The sequence below is a fragment of the Sphingomonas sp. DMC8 genome, assembly GCF_056314185.1.
In genome coordinates, this window is sequence record NZ_JBQUYV010000001.1 from 172,564 (window position 1) to 187,396 (window position 14,833).

The 14,833-nt window shown below is 66.3% G+C and carries 10 protein-coding genes; 4 read left to right on the top strand and 6 right to left on the bottom strand.

Annotated features, from left to right (window positions below):
- Window positions 1-50: 50 nt before the first annotated feature.
- The 3 genes from ACT53K_RS00830 to ACT53K_RS00840 form a co-directional block, all read right to left on the bottom strand.
- Window positions 51-2,156: a prolyl oligopeptidase family serine peptidase gene (locus ACT53K_RS00830; RefSeq protein WP_476226625.1), complete on the bottom strand. Its 2,106-nt coding sequence runs from the start codon at window positions 2,154-2,156 to the stop codon at window positions 51-53.
- 130 nt (window positions 2,157-2,286) lie between these two features.
- Window positions 2,287-3,954: an acid phosphatase gene (gene acpA / locus ACT53K_RS00835; protein WP_476226626.1), complete on the bottom strand. Its 1,668-nt coding sequence runs from the start codon at window positions 3,952-3,954 to the stop codon at window positions 2,287-2,289.
- Between the two features lie 68 nt (window positions 3,955-4,022).
- Window positions 4,023-4,781: a DeoR/GlpR family DNA-binding transcription regulator gene (locus ACT53K_RS00840; protein WP_476226627.1), complete on the bottom strand. Its 759-nt coding sequence runs from the start codon at window positions 4,779-4,781 to the stop codon at window positions 4,023-4,025.
- Between the two features lie 161 nt (window positions 4,782-4,942).
- Between ACT53K_RS00840 and ACT53K_RS00845 the strand changes: the two genes are divergently transcribed.
- The 4 genes from ACT53K_RS00845 to ACT53K_RS00860 all read left to right on the top strand — a co-directional run bounded on the left by ACT53K_RS00845 (window position 4,943) and on the right by ACT53K_RS00860 (window position 12,118).
- Window positions 4,943-7,582, top strand: a complete 2,640-nt coding sequence (locus ACT53K_RS00845; protein WP_476226628.1) for a TonB-dependent receptor — start codon at window positions 4,943-4,945, stop codon at window positions 7,580-7,582.
- A gap of 109 nt (window positions 7,583-7,691) precedes the next feature.
- Window positions 7,692-9,779, top strand: coding sequence for a phosphocholine-specific phospholipase C (locus tag ACT53K_RS00850; RefSeq protein ID WP_476226629.1), 2,088 nt, complete (start codon window positions 7,692-7,694; stop codon window positions 9,777-9,779).
- A 173-nt stretch (window positions 9,780-9,952) separates the two neighbouring features.
- Window positions 9,953-11,521 (top strand): aldehyde dehydrogenase (NADP(+)), encoded by a 1,569-nt coding sequence (locus ACT53K_RS00855; protein ID WP_476226630.1) that lies wholly within the window; start codon window positions 9,953-9,955, stop codon window positions 11,519-11,521.
- A 114-nt stretch (window positions 11,522-11,635) separates the two neighbouring features.
- Window positions 11,636-12,118, top strand: coding sequence for a hypothetical protein (locus ACT53K_RS00860; protein WP_476226631.1), 483 nt, complete (start codon window positions 11,636-11,638; stop codon window positions 12,116-12,118).
- A 36-nt stretch (window positions 12,119-12,154) separates the two neighbouring features.
- On the opposite strand, the gene ACT53K_RS00865 is transcribed toward ACT53K_RS00860, so the two are convergent.
- From ACT53K_RS00865 to ACT53K_RS00875, 3 genes are all read right to left on the bottom strand, one after another.
- Window positions 12,155-12,556 (bottom strand): endonuclease domain-containing protein, encoded by a 402-nt coding sequence (locus ACT53K_RS00865; RefSeq protein ID WP_476226632.1) that lies wholly within the window; start codon window positions 12,554-12,556, stop codon window positions 12,155-12,157.
- A 66-nt stretch (window positions 12,557-12,622) separates the two neighbouring features.
- On the bottom strand, window positions 12,623-13,999 hold the full coding sequence (locus ACT53K_RS00870) for a glutamate--cysteine ligase (RefSeq protein WP_476226633.1): 1,377 nt from the start codon (window positions 13,997-13,999) through the stop codon (window positions 12,623-12,625).
- 56 nt (window positions 14,000-14,055) lie between these two features.
- Window positions 14,056-14,796, bottom strand: coding sequence for a 16S rRNA (uracil(1498)-N(3))-methyltransferase (locus tag ACT53K_RS00875; protein ID WP_476226634.1), 741 nt, complete (start codon window positions 14,794-14,796; stop codon window positions 14,056-14,058).
- Between the last annotated feature and the right edge of the window lie 37 nt (window positions 14,797-14,833).

The window sequence follows — 14,833 nt, forward strand, 5'->3', positions numbered from 1 at the left end:
TTCGTTCCTCTCCAGGGATATACGGGGGCGCCATCGCGCCCCCGCGGGGTTCAGTCCATCAGTTTCTGGACCATGTAGGTCATCGTCAGTGCGGTGGTGCGCGCCGCCTGTTTCAGGTCGGCGCCGGCGCCGTGGCCGCCCTCGGTATTCTCGTAATAGAAGAAGGGCAGGCCCATCTCCTCCATCCGCGCGGCGAACTTGCGGGCATGCTGGGGCCCGACGCGATCGTCCTTGGTGGTCGTGAAGATGAACGGTTCGGGATAGCGCACGCCCTTCTTCAGATTGTGATAGGGCGAGGTCTTGAGCCAGAACGCCATTACGGCGGGATCGGCATTCACGTCGCCATATTCGCCCTGCCACGAGGCGCCGGCGGCGATCTTCGAAATGCGGATCATGTCGAGCAGCGGCACTTCGATCAGTACCGCGTTCCACAGTTCGGGATGCTGGGTGAACGCCACGCCCATCAGCAGCCCGCCGTTCGACCCGCCTTCGATGCCCAGCCGGCGCGGGCTGGTGATCTTGCGGGCGAACAGATCCTTCGCCACCGAGGCGAAATCGTCATAGATGATCTGGCGTTTGGTGCCGATGCCGGCCTCGTGCCAGGCGGGGCCGAACTCGCCGCCGCCGCGAATATTGGCGAGCACGAAAGCGCCGCCGCGCTCCAGCCACAGCTTGCCGTTCGTTCCCGAATAATACGGAGTCTCGCTGACCTGGAAGCCGCCATAGGCGGTCATGATGGTCGGCGTGGTGCCATCATATTTGATGTCCTTCCGGTGCACCACGAAATAGGGAATCCGCGTGCCGTCGGTCGATGTCGCTTCGAGCTGTTCGACCACATCGTTCGACGCATCGAACTTGGCCGGCAGCGACTTGGTCTTGTCGAGCGTCTGGCTGTCGATATCGGCAAGGTAGAGCGTCGATGGGGTCAGGAAGCCGCTGGCGCTGACGAAGGTGCGGTTCGACTTCTTGTCCGCCGATCCGAAGCCGATTGCGAGATTGTCCGGCAGCGGCAACTGGCTGGCGATCCAGCCGCCATCGGGCTTGGGGGTATAAACAAGGGCACGCCCACGCACGTTGCTGAGCGTGTTGATCAGCAGCGTGTCGCGCGTGGAGGATACGCCGTCGAGCGCGTCGCGCGGGCCCGGTTCCCAGACGAGGCTGGGCTTGAGCGCGCCCGGCGCTTTCAGCACCGCATCGAGATCGAGCTGCACCAGCGAACCTGCCTTGAAGCTCGCACCGCCCGCCGACCAGGGCTCGTCGAGCTGCACGATCACGCGACCGGCGACCAGCTCGACGACCGAGGCCTTGTCCGGGATGGCAAGCCGCTCGGCACCGCGCGGGGTGAGCACATAGGTCTGGTGGCGGAACGTATCGAGCGGCCGCTCGATCACGCCGAGCTGGCGGCCCTGGCCGTCACGAATCACAGCCGGGCTGACGCCATAGCCGCCGTCCTGCTGTTCGCCGCGATAGACTTCGACGGCGGCCGAGAGCGGCTGGCCGCGGGTCAGCCGCTTGACGATGAACGGATAGCCGGAGGGGGTCAGGTCGCCCGGTGCCCAGTCGGTCGCCACCAGCAGATGGTCGCGGTCTTCCCAGGCGATGCGGTGCTTGCCGCGCGGCAGGTGGAAGCCGCCGTCGACGAACTTGCCGCTGTCGAGGTCGAACTCGCGCACTTCGACGGCATCTTCGCCGCCATCGGACAGCATGACCAGACAGCGCTGCTGTTCGGGTTCCAGGCAGGGCGTGCCCTTCAGCACCCAGCTCTTGCCCTCGGCCTTGCCCAGTGCATCCACGTCGAGCACCGTCGTCCAGTGCGGATCGGCCGTGCGATAGTCGGCGAGCGAGGTCTTGCGCCAGATGCCGCGCAGATGCTCCGGATCCTGCCAGAAATTATAGATCTCGCCGTGCAGGAAGCTGGGGAAGGGGATGCGGTCGCGCGAGCCCGCGATGGTCAGGGCCTCGTCGTAGAGCGTCTTGTAGCGGGCATCGGCCTCCAGCCTTTTGGTGGTGGCGGCGTTGTGCGCATCCACCCACTGCATCGCCTGGGGCGAGGAGAAGGGTTCGAGCCACAGATAGGGGTCGGCCGGGGCAGTCTGCGCCAGCGCGGCGGCGGGCAGGCTGGTGGCGAGCAGGGCGGCAAGAAGCGTCAGGCGCATGGGAGCATGTTTCTCCATTGGCCGGGCAGGCTGCCCGGCAAACCAGGACCGCCAGCATGTTGCGACGCCGGCGATCCTGCAAGCCCATGCGCGCGAACGCACACGCTTTTCGTATCGTAGCTTTCGTAACTTAGCCGAACTGGAGTGCCGCGGTCAGGTCGCCCGGGGGCGGGCCGCCGGCGGCGATCATCGCGCGTTCGCGCTCGATCAGGCCCGGCAGCGGCTTGAGCCCGAAGCGTCGCGTCAGGAACCGCGCGATCGATCCGGTGTCGTAGATGCTGTGGTCGACATGCCCCTTGCGGGCGAAGGGCGAGACGATCACCGCCGGCACGCGCGTGCCCGGGCCCCAGCGGTCGCCCTTGGGCGGCGCGACATGGTCCCACCAGCCGCCATTTTCATCGAAGGTGATGACGACCAGCATCTTGTCCCATTGGGGGCTGTGGCGCAGCGCATCGACAATGACGGCGATGTGGCGGTCGCCGGCATCGACGTCCGAATAGCCGGCATGCATGTTGAGATTGCCCTGCGGCTTGTAGAAAGTGACCGCCGGCAGCTTGCCGGCTGCGACATCCGCCAGGAAATGGTTGGTACGCGGCGTTTCGCCTTCGCCGGCATCGCGCAGATGCGCTTCGCGCGCCTTGGTGCCGGGGGCGAATTGTTCGAAATAGTTGAACGGCTGATGATGCGGCTGGAAATTCGGCCGGGTGGGGAAGCTGCCGTCGGTGCCGTGACCGGCCAGCGCAGCGCCCCAGCCGCCGGCATACCAGGCCCATCCGACACCGCGCGCCGTAAGCAGGTCGCCGATCGTCTCGTGGTGCTGCGGCACCATCGTCTTGGCGTCGCTCCAGTCGGCATAGCCCGGCCGTTCCGGATCGAGCTGATAGGTTGGCGCATAGGGCGGCAGCATCGTGTTGACCGACCAGAAATCGGGCGTCAGCGAGCTCGGCACGAAATCGGGCGGGCCATCCAGCGCGCTGGCAGGCGATTTGGGCTTCAGCTTCAGGCGGATGCCCTTGGGGTCATTGCCTTCCACTTCGGCGATGCGGCCCTTGGCGGGGCTCTTGTCGGCGTTCGGATAATAAGGCGGGCGCGCCGCGATCAGATATTGGTGGTTGAGATAGGAGCCGCCGAACGCGCCCATGAAGAAATTGTCGCACAGCGTGAATTCGCGCGCGATCTGCCAAAGGCGCAGCTTGGCGGAGGTGTCACCATAATGGCCCATCACGAGGCCGCCGCTGTCTCCCCAGGCGACGAAGCCGTCGTTGCGGCCGCCATTGATCTGCAGCTGGTTGTTGTAGAAGGCATGGACCAGATCGCGCGTCACGACGCCGTGCGGCAGCGGGTCGCCTTCGGGGGTGCTGAGCGCGAACGGCGCATTGGGCAGCGGCGCCAGATCATCCGGCCCGATCTTGTAGCTGCGATGTTCGACCACCTGCTCGTCAGGCACCATGCCTTCCCACACCTTGGGCAGTCTGGGGAGCACGCTGCCGTCCCGGTCGCGCTGGGCGGCGCGTTCGGGCGACACCGCCGACAACGGCTGGGCGAGGCCCGGGAAATCGGCAAACAGATTGTTGAAGCTGCGGTTCTCGGCATAGATCACCACCACGGTTTCGATCTGCGCGAGTGCCTTGTCGGTGACAGGGGCCGGCGATGCGGTCTTCGCCTCGCCTGGTGTGGCGGCGATCAGTCCGGCCAGACCCAACGCACCGAGCAGCGTGCGGCGGTCCTGATCGGGCACCCGGTCTTCGCCGGTGCCGATGGGGGCGCCCTGTTCCGCTCGCGTCGTCTCGTCCTTCATCCGGCCTGTCTCCTTTTACCGCCTTGCGGCTGTTGGCAGCAGAATGTGACGGGATTGCGAGCGCCGGTTCAGTTGCCCGTCTCGATGATGCGCGCATCGGCAAAGCGCGTGCGGAACGGCTCCGGCACTGGCCCGTCGGTAACGAATATGTCCACCATGTCGAACGCGCAGGTCTGCACCAGGCCCTGACGGCCCAGCTTGGTAGCATCGGCCACCAGCACCACCCAGCGTGCCAGCCCGGCGACTTTCCGCTTGATCGCCGCTTCGCCCAGATGGAAGTCCATCAGCCCCAGTTCGGCGTCGATCGCCCCGATCGACAGGATGGCGATTTCCGGCGTGAACCGCCCGAGAAAGGCATCGGCTTCGGCACCGAAAGCGGCGCGGTAATCCTTGTCGATTTCGCCGCCCGCCAGAAACACGCGGTTGTTGTTGATCGAACAAAGCTCGTGCGCGACGTCGATCGCGTTGGTCAGCACCGATAGCTGGCGATGCCCGCGCAGCGCCCGGGCGACATGCAGCGATGTGCTGCCGCTATCGATGAAGATCGCGCTGTTATCGGCGATCAATGGCGCGGCGGCGAGGGCGATTGCCGCCTTGGCCGCGAACTGTTCGTTCACGCGGATATCGAACGGCGTTTCAAACGCATTGTCGGGCAGGCGGACCGCGCCGTGGAGCTTGTGCACCTTGCCCTGGGCTTCGAGTTCCTTGACGTCGCGCCGGACAGTTTCTTCCGACACGCCGAGACGCAGGGCCAGTTCGCCGATCGCGCAGTTCCGCTGTGCCTCCAGCGCGCGGAGCAAATGTTCCTGTCGGTCCTGCCGTCGCATGTCTGTCTCCTCCCCGCTATCTGCGGCTCTATCATTTTGTGTGGCTGTTTCCACAAAAATTGTGGCTTTCGACTTTCAATGTCACAATCACGTAGCAGATCGTGCCTAATTCCGCTGTCGAGGACGCCAAAAGGGGGCGTCGAGCCACGAGGGGAATCGACATGAGCACCAAAGCGCAATGCGCTTCGGCGGGCGATCGCGCACGCCTGTTTCTGATGGGCGGCACGGCCATGCTGGCACTCGCCGCAAGCCCGGCCCTTGCCCAGTCCACGGCGGATAGCGAGCGAGAAGATCAGGTCGTCATCACCGGCCGCGCCGCGCAGCAATCGGCAGAGCGGGAAAAGCATGACGCCACCATCGTCGCCGAAGTGGTTTCGTCCGAACAGCTCTCCGCGGTGCCGGTCAACAGCGTCGTTGACGGGCTGAAGCGCCTGCCGGGCATCAGCGTCGTCACTTCCTATGGCAATGCCGAGCCGCGCTACATCACCGTGCGCGGGCTCGATTCGGCCTATAACGTCTACACGTTGAATGGGGTCCGCATGCCGACCGCCGAGGACAGCCGCGCCGTCGCGCTCGACCTGTTCGCGCCCGATGCGGTTTCGTCGGTGCGCATCATCAAGACGGTGACGCCCGATCTCGACGGCGACGCGCTGGGCGCCACGGTCGATATTCGCACCGCCAGCCCGTTCGATCACCCCACCGGCTGGCGCATGGCGTCGGCGCGGGTCGGCTATGACGAATCGACGCAGAAAGCACCGGTCGACCTGTCGGCGGGCTTCTCGACCTTCCTCGACAAGGACAAGCGGCTGGGCCTGCTCGTCACCGGCTTCTATTCGCACCGTCAGACGATTGCCGCGCGCAATACCAACCCCGATCAGGCGAATAGCTGGCAGCGCCCGGCCAATGCCAGCGACACCCAGGTCGTCGATCCGCGCCAGTTGACGCTGGTGAGCCACGGGCTCGACCAGTTCACCAACAACGTTACCAAGTTCGGTGGTGACGGGATGCTGGAATTCCGCCCGGACGATGCCAACCGCTTCTATCTGCGCGCGTCCTATGAGCGGTGGAAGAACCCGCAGCGGCACGATTACATCAACGTGCTCGACCGGTTCGACGACAATGGCAACGTCAACGGTTTCCGAACCCTGATCGGCGCCGAAGTCAAGGAAGAGGATAACCGGCTGGGCTCGGTCGGCTTCGGCGGATCGAACACGTTCGGCGCGGTGACCGCCAGCTACGATCTTGCCTATTCCTACGGCCGCACCCGCACGCCGCAGCAATATTATATGGAGTTCAATTCGGACTCCTCGACCGATCCTACCTTCAACAGCACCATCAATTTCCAGGCGACCAACCCGCGCTATCCGAAATGGGTGCTGAGCGACGCGCAGGCGCGGGCGATGTACAATGTCGCCAATCTGGGGCTGAGCGATGCGGAACTCTATAACCGCCGCGCGACCGACAACCAGCTGTTCGGCCGGTTCGACCTGACGTGGGAGCCCGAGGATGCCGGCCTGCTGCGCTCGGCCAAGGCGGGCCTGCGCATCCGCCGCGCCAGCCGCCGCTACAACCAGCACCAGATCGCCGACATCCTGAACGGCGACCAGTATCAGTTCCAGAGCGTGAAGCTGGGCACCCCGTTGTCGACGCTGCCCTATCTGCTGGGCGGTACGATCGACAGCTATCAGGGGGGGCAGTATAGCGGCAACACGCGCTTCGGCACGATCCTGAACATGGATCAGGCGCTGCGCCTGCTCGAAGCCGCGCCGCAGGTGACCGACGCCGATTACCCCTGGAACCTCAACAAGCGCTACGGCACCGAAACCAGCTATAGTGGCTATGCCATGGCGGTGATCGGCAGCGAGATATTGTCGGCCACGGTCGGCGCCCGGTTCGAGCGGACCGAAATCTACAACGAGTATCTGACGACCATCACCAATCCCGACGGATCGGTGACGCGCGTCTATGGCGGCCCTAACGGTACCAGCACCGCCAGCTACAACAACTTCCTGCCGAGCGTCCATGTCAACTGGCGGCCGAACGCGACCATCGCCGCGCGCGGTGCGGTGTGGACCTCGTTCGCGCGGCCCAACTTCCTCGACATTTCGGGCGCCAGCACGATCGATCGCAGTGCCGGGGTGATTACGATCAGCCAGGGCAACCCCAACCTGCACCCTGCGAAGGCGATCAATGTCGACCTCAATGTCGATTACGGCACGCGCTCGACGGTGCTCAGCCTGGGCGGCTTCTTCAAGTCGATCGATGGCTTCATGTATGGCCGCGCCCAGTCGGCGGTCACCACGCGCGGCCAGACGGTCATCACCCAGCCCGTCAACGGCAACACCGCCACCGTCTGGGGAATCGAGTTCGGCGGCCGGCAGGCGCTGATCGCGGGCTTCTGGCTCAACGGCAACGTCACCTGGCAGCATAGCGAGGCCGATCCGGGCGGCACCGGCCGCGTGCCGGGCAAGGTGTGGCTGCCCAACGCGCCGCGCTGGATCTACAATATCGGCCTTTCCTACGAGAAGGCGCGGTGGAGCGGCGACCTCAACTTCAACTATCAGGGCAAGCGTCTCACCGTCCTGCGGCCCAGCGGCCTGGACGAATGGGAACAGCCGATCGGCGCGCTCGACGCTTCGATCCGCTATCGCGTGACCGATGCGGTGACCGTGTCGCTCGGCGGCAAAAACCTGACGGGTCAGCCGAGCTATTGGGGTACGCACAGCGATCAGCAGATTGCCACGGTCGCCTATCAGACGGCGCCGCGGACCTATTATCTGAGCGTCACTTTCCGGCAGTGATGCGCAGGCCGGGCGGGACTCTTCGGCGTCCCGCCCGGACTCGTCACGATTGCGTCGTTTTGGTGGCGTAGCGACGCGGTTGAACCCAGGATTTTTAGGAACGCCCCAGATGACATTCGATCGCCGCGCGCTGCTTCGCACCGGCCTTGGCGCTGCCACGCTGGCGTCGTTGCCGGCTTCGATCGCCCGCGCGCTCGCCATCCCTGCCGATGTGCGCAAGGGCACGATCGAGGATGTCGCCCATGTCGTCATCCTGATGCAGGAAAACCGGGCGTTCGACCATTATTTCGGCACGCTGTCCGGCGTGTGCGGCTTTGGCGATCGCTTCCCGATTCCGGTCGCGCCCGGCACGGATGGTGCGCCGCGCGACGTGTGGACACAGTTGGACCGCACCACAGTGCCGCCGCGCGCCGTTCATCCTTTCCACCTTTCCACCCAGGCGCAGTTCGAACTGATGCGCATGGCCGGTACGCCGCATCACTGGCCCAACGCCCAGGCGGCGTGGGACCATGGCCGCATGGGCCATTGGCCAGAGGCGAAGACCCAGCGTGCCATGGGCTATTTCACGCGCGAGGACATTCCCTTCCAGTTCGCGCTGGCCGAGGCCTTCACGCTGTGCGACGCCTATCATTGCTCGGTGCAGACCGGCACCAACACCAACCGGCTGTTCCTGTGGAGCGCCAGCAACGATCCGCACGGCAAGGCCGGCGGGCCGGTGATCGACAATGTCGACGATTCGCTCGACCGCCCCGATTCCGCCCAGCCGCGCTATCACTGGACCACCTATGGCGAGCGGCTGCAGGCGGCCGGCATCGACTGGCGCCATTATCAGGACATGGCCGATAATTTCGGCGACAATCCGGTGCAGAACTTCCTGCAATATCGCCGCGCGCACCGTGGCGAACCGGGGAGCGACCCGGCGCTGAAGGACCGTGCGCTCAGCACCCAGGCGATCGACCGCCTCAAGGCCGACGTGCTCGCCGGCCGCCTGCCGCAGGTGTCGTGGGTGATCGGCACCGCCGAAGGTTCCGAACATCCCGGGCCGTCGAGCCCGGCGCAGGGCGCGGCCTATATCGCGCAGGTGATCGACGCGCTGACTGCCGATCCCAAGGTTTGGGCGCGCACCGCATTGTTCGTGATGTTCGACGAAAATGACGGTTTTTTCGACCATGTGCCGCCCCCCGCGCCGCCTTCGCCCGATCCCGATGCACCGGGCGGCTGGGCAGGGGCCTCGTCGGTCGATACCGATGACGAATATCACCGCCTGCCCGCGCCGGGTGCCGAGGGCGACGAGCTTGAACTGCGCGGCCGGCCTTATGGGCTGGGCCCGCGTGTGCCGATGTATGTCCTGTCGCCCTGGTCGCGCGGCGGCTGGGTCCATTCGGAAGTGGCGGACCACACCTCGGTCATCCGCTTCCTCGAACGCCGCTTCGGGGTGATGGAGCCGAACATCTCGCCCTGGCGCCGCGCGGTGTGCGGCGACCTGACCGGCGCGTTCGATTTTGCCCGGCCCAACTACCGCGATTTTGCGGCCGCACTGCCCGATACGCACAAGGCGCGTGAAGCTGCGCTGGCGATCAAGGGGCAGGTGGCGCCGCAGGCGCCCACTGCGCCGCCCCGCCCGGTGCAGGAACGCGGCGTGCGCCTTGCCCGCCCGCTCCCCTATCGGCCGGAGGTGCAGGACCGCGTCGATGCCGGCGCCGGCCGGATCGCGCTCGATTTCGCCAATACCGGCAGCAGGGCAGCGGTATTCCACGTCTACGACCGGTTGCACCTCGATCGCATTCCGCGCCGCTACACCGTCGCGCCCGGCGCGACGCTGGCGGGCGAATGGATGCTGGACGGCGAGGAGGGGCGCTACGACCTGTGGGTGCGCGGCACCAATGGTTTCCACCGCCACTTTGCCGGCGACCGGGCGAGCGCCCAGGCGCTGCCGGCCCTGCGCTGGACGCTGGCGGACGGCACGCTGACGCTGGCTGCGCCCGCCGGGGTGCAGGTGACGCCGGGTGCCTATGCCGAACATCATGCCGGCTGGACGGCACCTGCCGGCGGGGGCAGCCAGCATTGGTCGCTCGCGCCGACCCGGGGCTGGTATGATCTGGTCGTCACCAACGATGCCCATCCCCGCTATCATCGTCGCATCGCCGGGCGGCTGGAAGACGGGAAGGCAGGCATCACTGATCCCGCACGGGCGTGAGCCGCAAGGGTCTGTGCGCTTTGTTGTCTGACAACAAAATGTACCGGTGCGGCGTTGCGTGCTTGATTTTGCGCGCGCCATCGGGTGTTGGCGGTTGAACGGCGCGCGGCCAGAGCCTAAGTCGCCGGGGTATTGTTACCGCTAACTTCATTACGGGATCGGAGAGAGCTAAGATGGCGCTGACCGGAGAATTGTTCATCGCATCGAAGCGCGTCGCTCGCGACGCCGGCTTCCGCGCCGTTGCCGCCGCGACCGGCAGCGAGATCGAACCCAGCTTCAGCGTCGCGACGCTCGAGGATGTGGACGCCGCCTGCGCCGCTGCCGAGGCCGCGTTCCTGCCCTATTCGAGCCTGCCGCGCGAAGAGCGCGCCAGGTTCCTCGAAGCGATTGCCGAGGAAATCGAGGCGCTGGGCGACGAACTGATCGAGCGCGCGATGCAGGAAAGTGGCCTGCCGCAGGCCCGCCTGCAGGGCGAGCGCGGCCGCACCGCCGGCCAGCTGCGCCTGTTCGCGAAGGAGCTGCGCCTCGGCGATTATCTCCGCGTCCGCATCGACCATGCGATCCCCGGCCGCGCGCCGCTGCCCAAGCCTGACCTGCGCCTGCGCATGGTGCCGCTTGGCCCGGTCGCGGTGTTCGGCGCCTCGAACTTCCCGCTCGCCTTCTCGACCGCCGGTGGCGACACCGCCTCGGCACTCGCCGCCGGGTGCCCGGTGGTGGTGAAGGGCCACCCGGCGCATCCGGGCACGGCCGAGCTGATCGCGACCGCCATCGCCCGTGCGGTGGAGAAGACCGGCATGCCGGCAGGCGTGTTCTCGATGGTCGCCGGTACCGCGAATGAACTGGGCGAGGCGCTGGTGCGCGATCCGCGCATCAAGGCGGTCGGCTTCACCGGCTCGCGCGGCGGCGGTCTGGCGCTGGTGCGCATCGCGCAGAGCCGCCCGGTGCCGATCCCCGTCTATGCCGAGATGAGCAGCATCAATCCGGTGTTCCTGCTGCCGGCCGCGCTGGAAGCGCGTGCCGAGGCGCTGGGCAAGGGCTATGTCGCATCGGTGACGATGGGTGCGGGCCAGTTCTGCACCAATCCGGGGCTGGTGCTGGCGCTGGAGAGCCCGGCGCTGGAGCGCTTCCTTGCCGCGGCCACCGAAGCCATGACCGGCGCCCCCGCGCAGGTGATGCTCACCCCGAACATCCACAAGGCCTATGAGACCGGTGTGGCCAAGCTGGCATCGGCGCCGAGCGTGAAGCAGATCGCGCAGGGCGTCGCGCCGCAGGGGCCGACCTGCGGCCGCGGCGCGCTGTTCACCATGACCGGTGCGGACTTCCTGGCCGATCCCAGCCACGCCGAGGAAGTCTTCGGTTCGGTATCCTTGCTGGTGCGCTGCGCCGATACCGACGAGCTGAAGAAGGTGGTTGCCCTGCTCGAAGGCCAGCTCACCACCACGCTGCACATGGACGAGGGCGACGTGGCGATCGCGCAGGAACTGCTGCCGTCGCTCGAGCGGCTGGCCGGCCGCATCCTGGCGAATGGCTGGCCGACCGGCGTGGAAGTGACCGACGCGATGGTCCATGGCGGGCCGTTCCCCTCCACTTCGGACGGGCGCAGCACCTCTGTGGGCACGCTCGCGATCGACCGCTATCTGCGGCCGGTGTCGTACCAGGACCTGCCGGAGGCGCTGCTGCCGGTCGACGTGCGTGACGGTGCGGGTGTGCCCGCGCGGGTGGACGGTAAGCCGACCGTTTGAGGCTCCTCTAAGACCCCTTGCCCTTCCACGCCTTCGGCGCTCCTTCCTCTCTCGCAAGGAGAGGGAGAGGTCCTGCAGCCACAGTCGGCGGGAAGGGTGAGCGGGCCTGACAGCATGACCTTGCTGATCGCGCACTCCATATGTGAGCATGCAGGAATGGATGCGGGCGCGGATTATCTCAGGGACAGGATGCTGATGCTCACCATCGGCATAGCGGCCTGTGGGGGGCTGGTCCTCGTCCTGTGTAGTTGGTTCTTCCCTCCCAATCCTATTCCCGCGAGCTACGCCAATGGGGAATATCGCAACACCGATTGCGGCATGCTGCGCCTCCACAACGGGAACCTTACCTTCGGCCGGGCGAGCATTGGCTACGTGCTGGAGCGCCGCAAGAACGACATTGCGGTATTGTCCCCGCACATGATTGGTGTCCGCCGAGATGATTCCGGTTGCAGGGTCGTGTATGAAGCAGACAAGTTTCCGCTGTACTTGCCGCTTGTCGGCAGCGACGCTCCCAATGCCGTGCGTCTGATGGATGTAAGCACCGGTCAGGAGTACACGTTCGATCGAGCGAGGCCTGAGGCACATCAGCCCCGGTAGGTCGAATGGACGTAGCCAAGGGGATATGCGCAGGTTTCAATCCTCCCCCGGAGGGGGAGGGGGACCGGCGAAGCCGGTGGAGGGGTACTCTCCACCGGCTGTGACGACAATATGTTGAACGACGGCGGCAACGTCCCCCAAAATCTCGGGGGCCGGTATGCGGAGAAGCCGTATGCCGTTTGAGCGGAGCCAGTCATCACGTATCGCATCGCGCAGAGGGCGGTCGCCCCGCGCATGGGCCTCGCCGTCGACTTCAACCGCCAGCTTTGCCCGGGCGCAGAAGAAGTCGAGCACATAACGCCCGGCGGGATGTTGCCGCCGAAACCGCAAGCCCGCGGGCCTCTTGCGGAGTTCCTGCCACAACAGCACTTCCGGAAGGCTCATGGTGCGGCGCAGTTCGGCTGCAAGCGATTGCGTGCGTTTCGGACCGTGGAGCATGCGGCGCGCTACCCCTCCACCAGCCTGCGGCTGGTCCCCCTCCCCCTCCGGGGGAGGATGAACGTCTCAGAACTTCGCCTCGCCATAGACGCGGGTGATGTCGCCCTGCCAATCGCCATGATAGCGATCGAGCAGTATCTGCGCCGGCACTTTGCCGGTCCGCACGATTTCGCGCAGGGGATCGAGGAAGCCCGATTCATTGTCGCCCGCGCCGTTCAGCCGGCCCCGCGCCTTGAGCCCCGCGCCGGCGATGTCGAGCACTTCGCCGGCAATGTCCGCCAGCTTGCCGCCGCCGGGCAGCGGCGCGTCGAGCGCCAGCTTGGGCACCGCGCTGCGCAGCGCCTCGCGGCCTTCCATCGACCAGCCCTTTACCAGATCCCAGGCGGCATCGAGCGCGCCCTGATCGTAGAGCAGGCCCACCCATAGCGCCGGCAACGCGCAGATGCGGCCCCAGCGGCCGCCATCGGCGCCGCGCATTTCGAGGAACTGCTTCATCCGCACTTCGGGGAAGGCGGTAGAGAGATGGTCGGCCCAGTCGTCGATCGTCGGCAGTTCGCCGGGCAGAACCGACAGCTCGCCCTTCAGGAAGTCGCGGAAGCTGAGGCCGGCCGCGTCGATATATTTGCCGTCGCGATAGACGAAGTACATCGGCACATCGAGCGCATAGTCGGCATAGCGCTCATAGCCGAAGCCGTCCTCGAACACGAAGGGCAGCATGCCCGTGCGGGCCGGATCGGTGTCCGACCAGATATGGCTGCGGTAGGAGAGATAGCCGTTGGGCTTGCCCTCCGTGAAGGGCGAGTTGGCGAACAGCGCCGTCGCCAGCGGCTGCAGCGCCAGTCCGACGCGGAACTTCTTCGCCATGTCGGCTTCGCTGGCATAATCCAGATTCACCTGGATGGTGCAGGTGCGCAGCATCATGTCCAGCCCGAGCGAGCCGACGCGCGGCATGTGGCGCAGCATGATGTCGTACCGGCCCTTGGGCATGATCGGCAGCTCGGCGCGGGTCTTGTCCGGCCACATGCCCAGGCCAAGAAAGCCGATGCCCAGCCGGTCGCCCACCGCCTTCACCTGTTTCAGGTGGCGGCCGGTTTCGGCGCAGGTCTCGTGCAGGTTTTCCAGTGGCGCGCCGGAGAGTTCGAACTGGCCCGCCGGCTCCAGGCTGATCGTGCCGTCCGCGCCGGACAGCGCGATGATGTTCTCGCCCTCATAAACCGGCTTCCAGCCAAATTCGGTAAGGCCGATCAATAGTGCGTGAATACCGCCGCGCTCTTCATAGCTGGGCGCGCGATGGCTGCCGTCCATCCAGTAGACGAACTTCTCGTGCTCGGTGCCGATACGCCAGCGCTCCGCCGGCTTTTCGCCGCGGGCGAAATATTCGACGAGCTGGGCACGATCCTCGATGACCGCCGCGTTGCTGTTTGTGTCGGTCTTCGTGCTCATGGCGCGCCCTTAGCGAGGCCCGCGAAGGAGCGCCAGTGGATTTTTGTACCGGTCGGTTACCAGTCGCCGGCGGCGCCCATCCAGAGCGTTACCGCCGCCGCAGCAGCGGTCTCGGCGCGCAGAATGCGGGGGCCGAGCGCAATGCCCACCGCCTGTGGAAGCTCGCGAATCGCCGCGCGTTCCTCCGCGTCGAACCCGCCTTCCGGGCCGACCAGAATCGCCGCCGGGCCGGGGCGGGCGCGCATCGCTTCCAGCGCGGGTATGCCGCCGGTTTCGTCGGCGAAGAACAAGGCGCGCTCCGCCGGCCAGTCGCGCAGCAGCGCGGGCAGCTTCACCGGCTCGACAAGTTCGGGCAGGGCAGTGCGGCCGCATTGCTCGGCCGCCTCGATCATATGGCTGGTCAGCCGCTCCAGGTTGAGCCGGTCGATCACGGTCCGCCGCGTGAGCACCGGCACCAGCCGTGCGACGCCCAGCTCGCACGCCTTTTCCGCCACCCAGTCGATGCGCCCCTTCTTGATCGGTGCCGCGCACAGCCACAGGTCGGGCACCGCTTCGAGCGGGCGGAGCTGTTCGGTCACGTCGAGGATCAGGTCGCGCTTGCCGACCTGCGCGACGACGCCCAGCCATTCGCCATTCGCATTGTCGAACAGCTTCACCGCCTCGCCTGGCTTCATCCGCATCACTTGCGCCAGATAATGCGCCTGCGGTCCGTCAATCCGGCGCGGGCCGGGTTCGAGCGGCGCCTCGACATAGAGGCGGGGGGCGGATTGCGGCGGCCAGGCGGGTGTTGCGGGCATGGGCTGCGCTGTAGCCGGGGGCGTGCCGGTTCGTCCA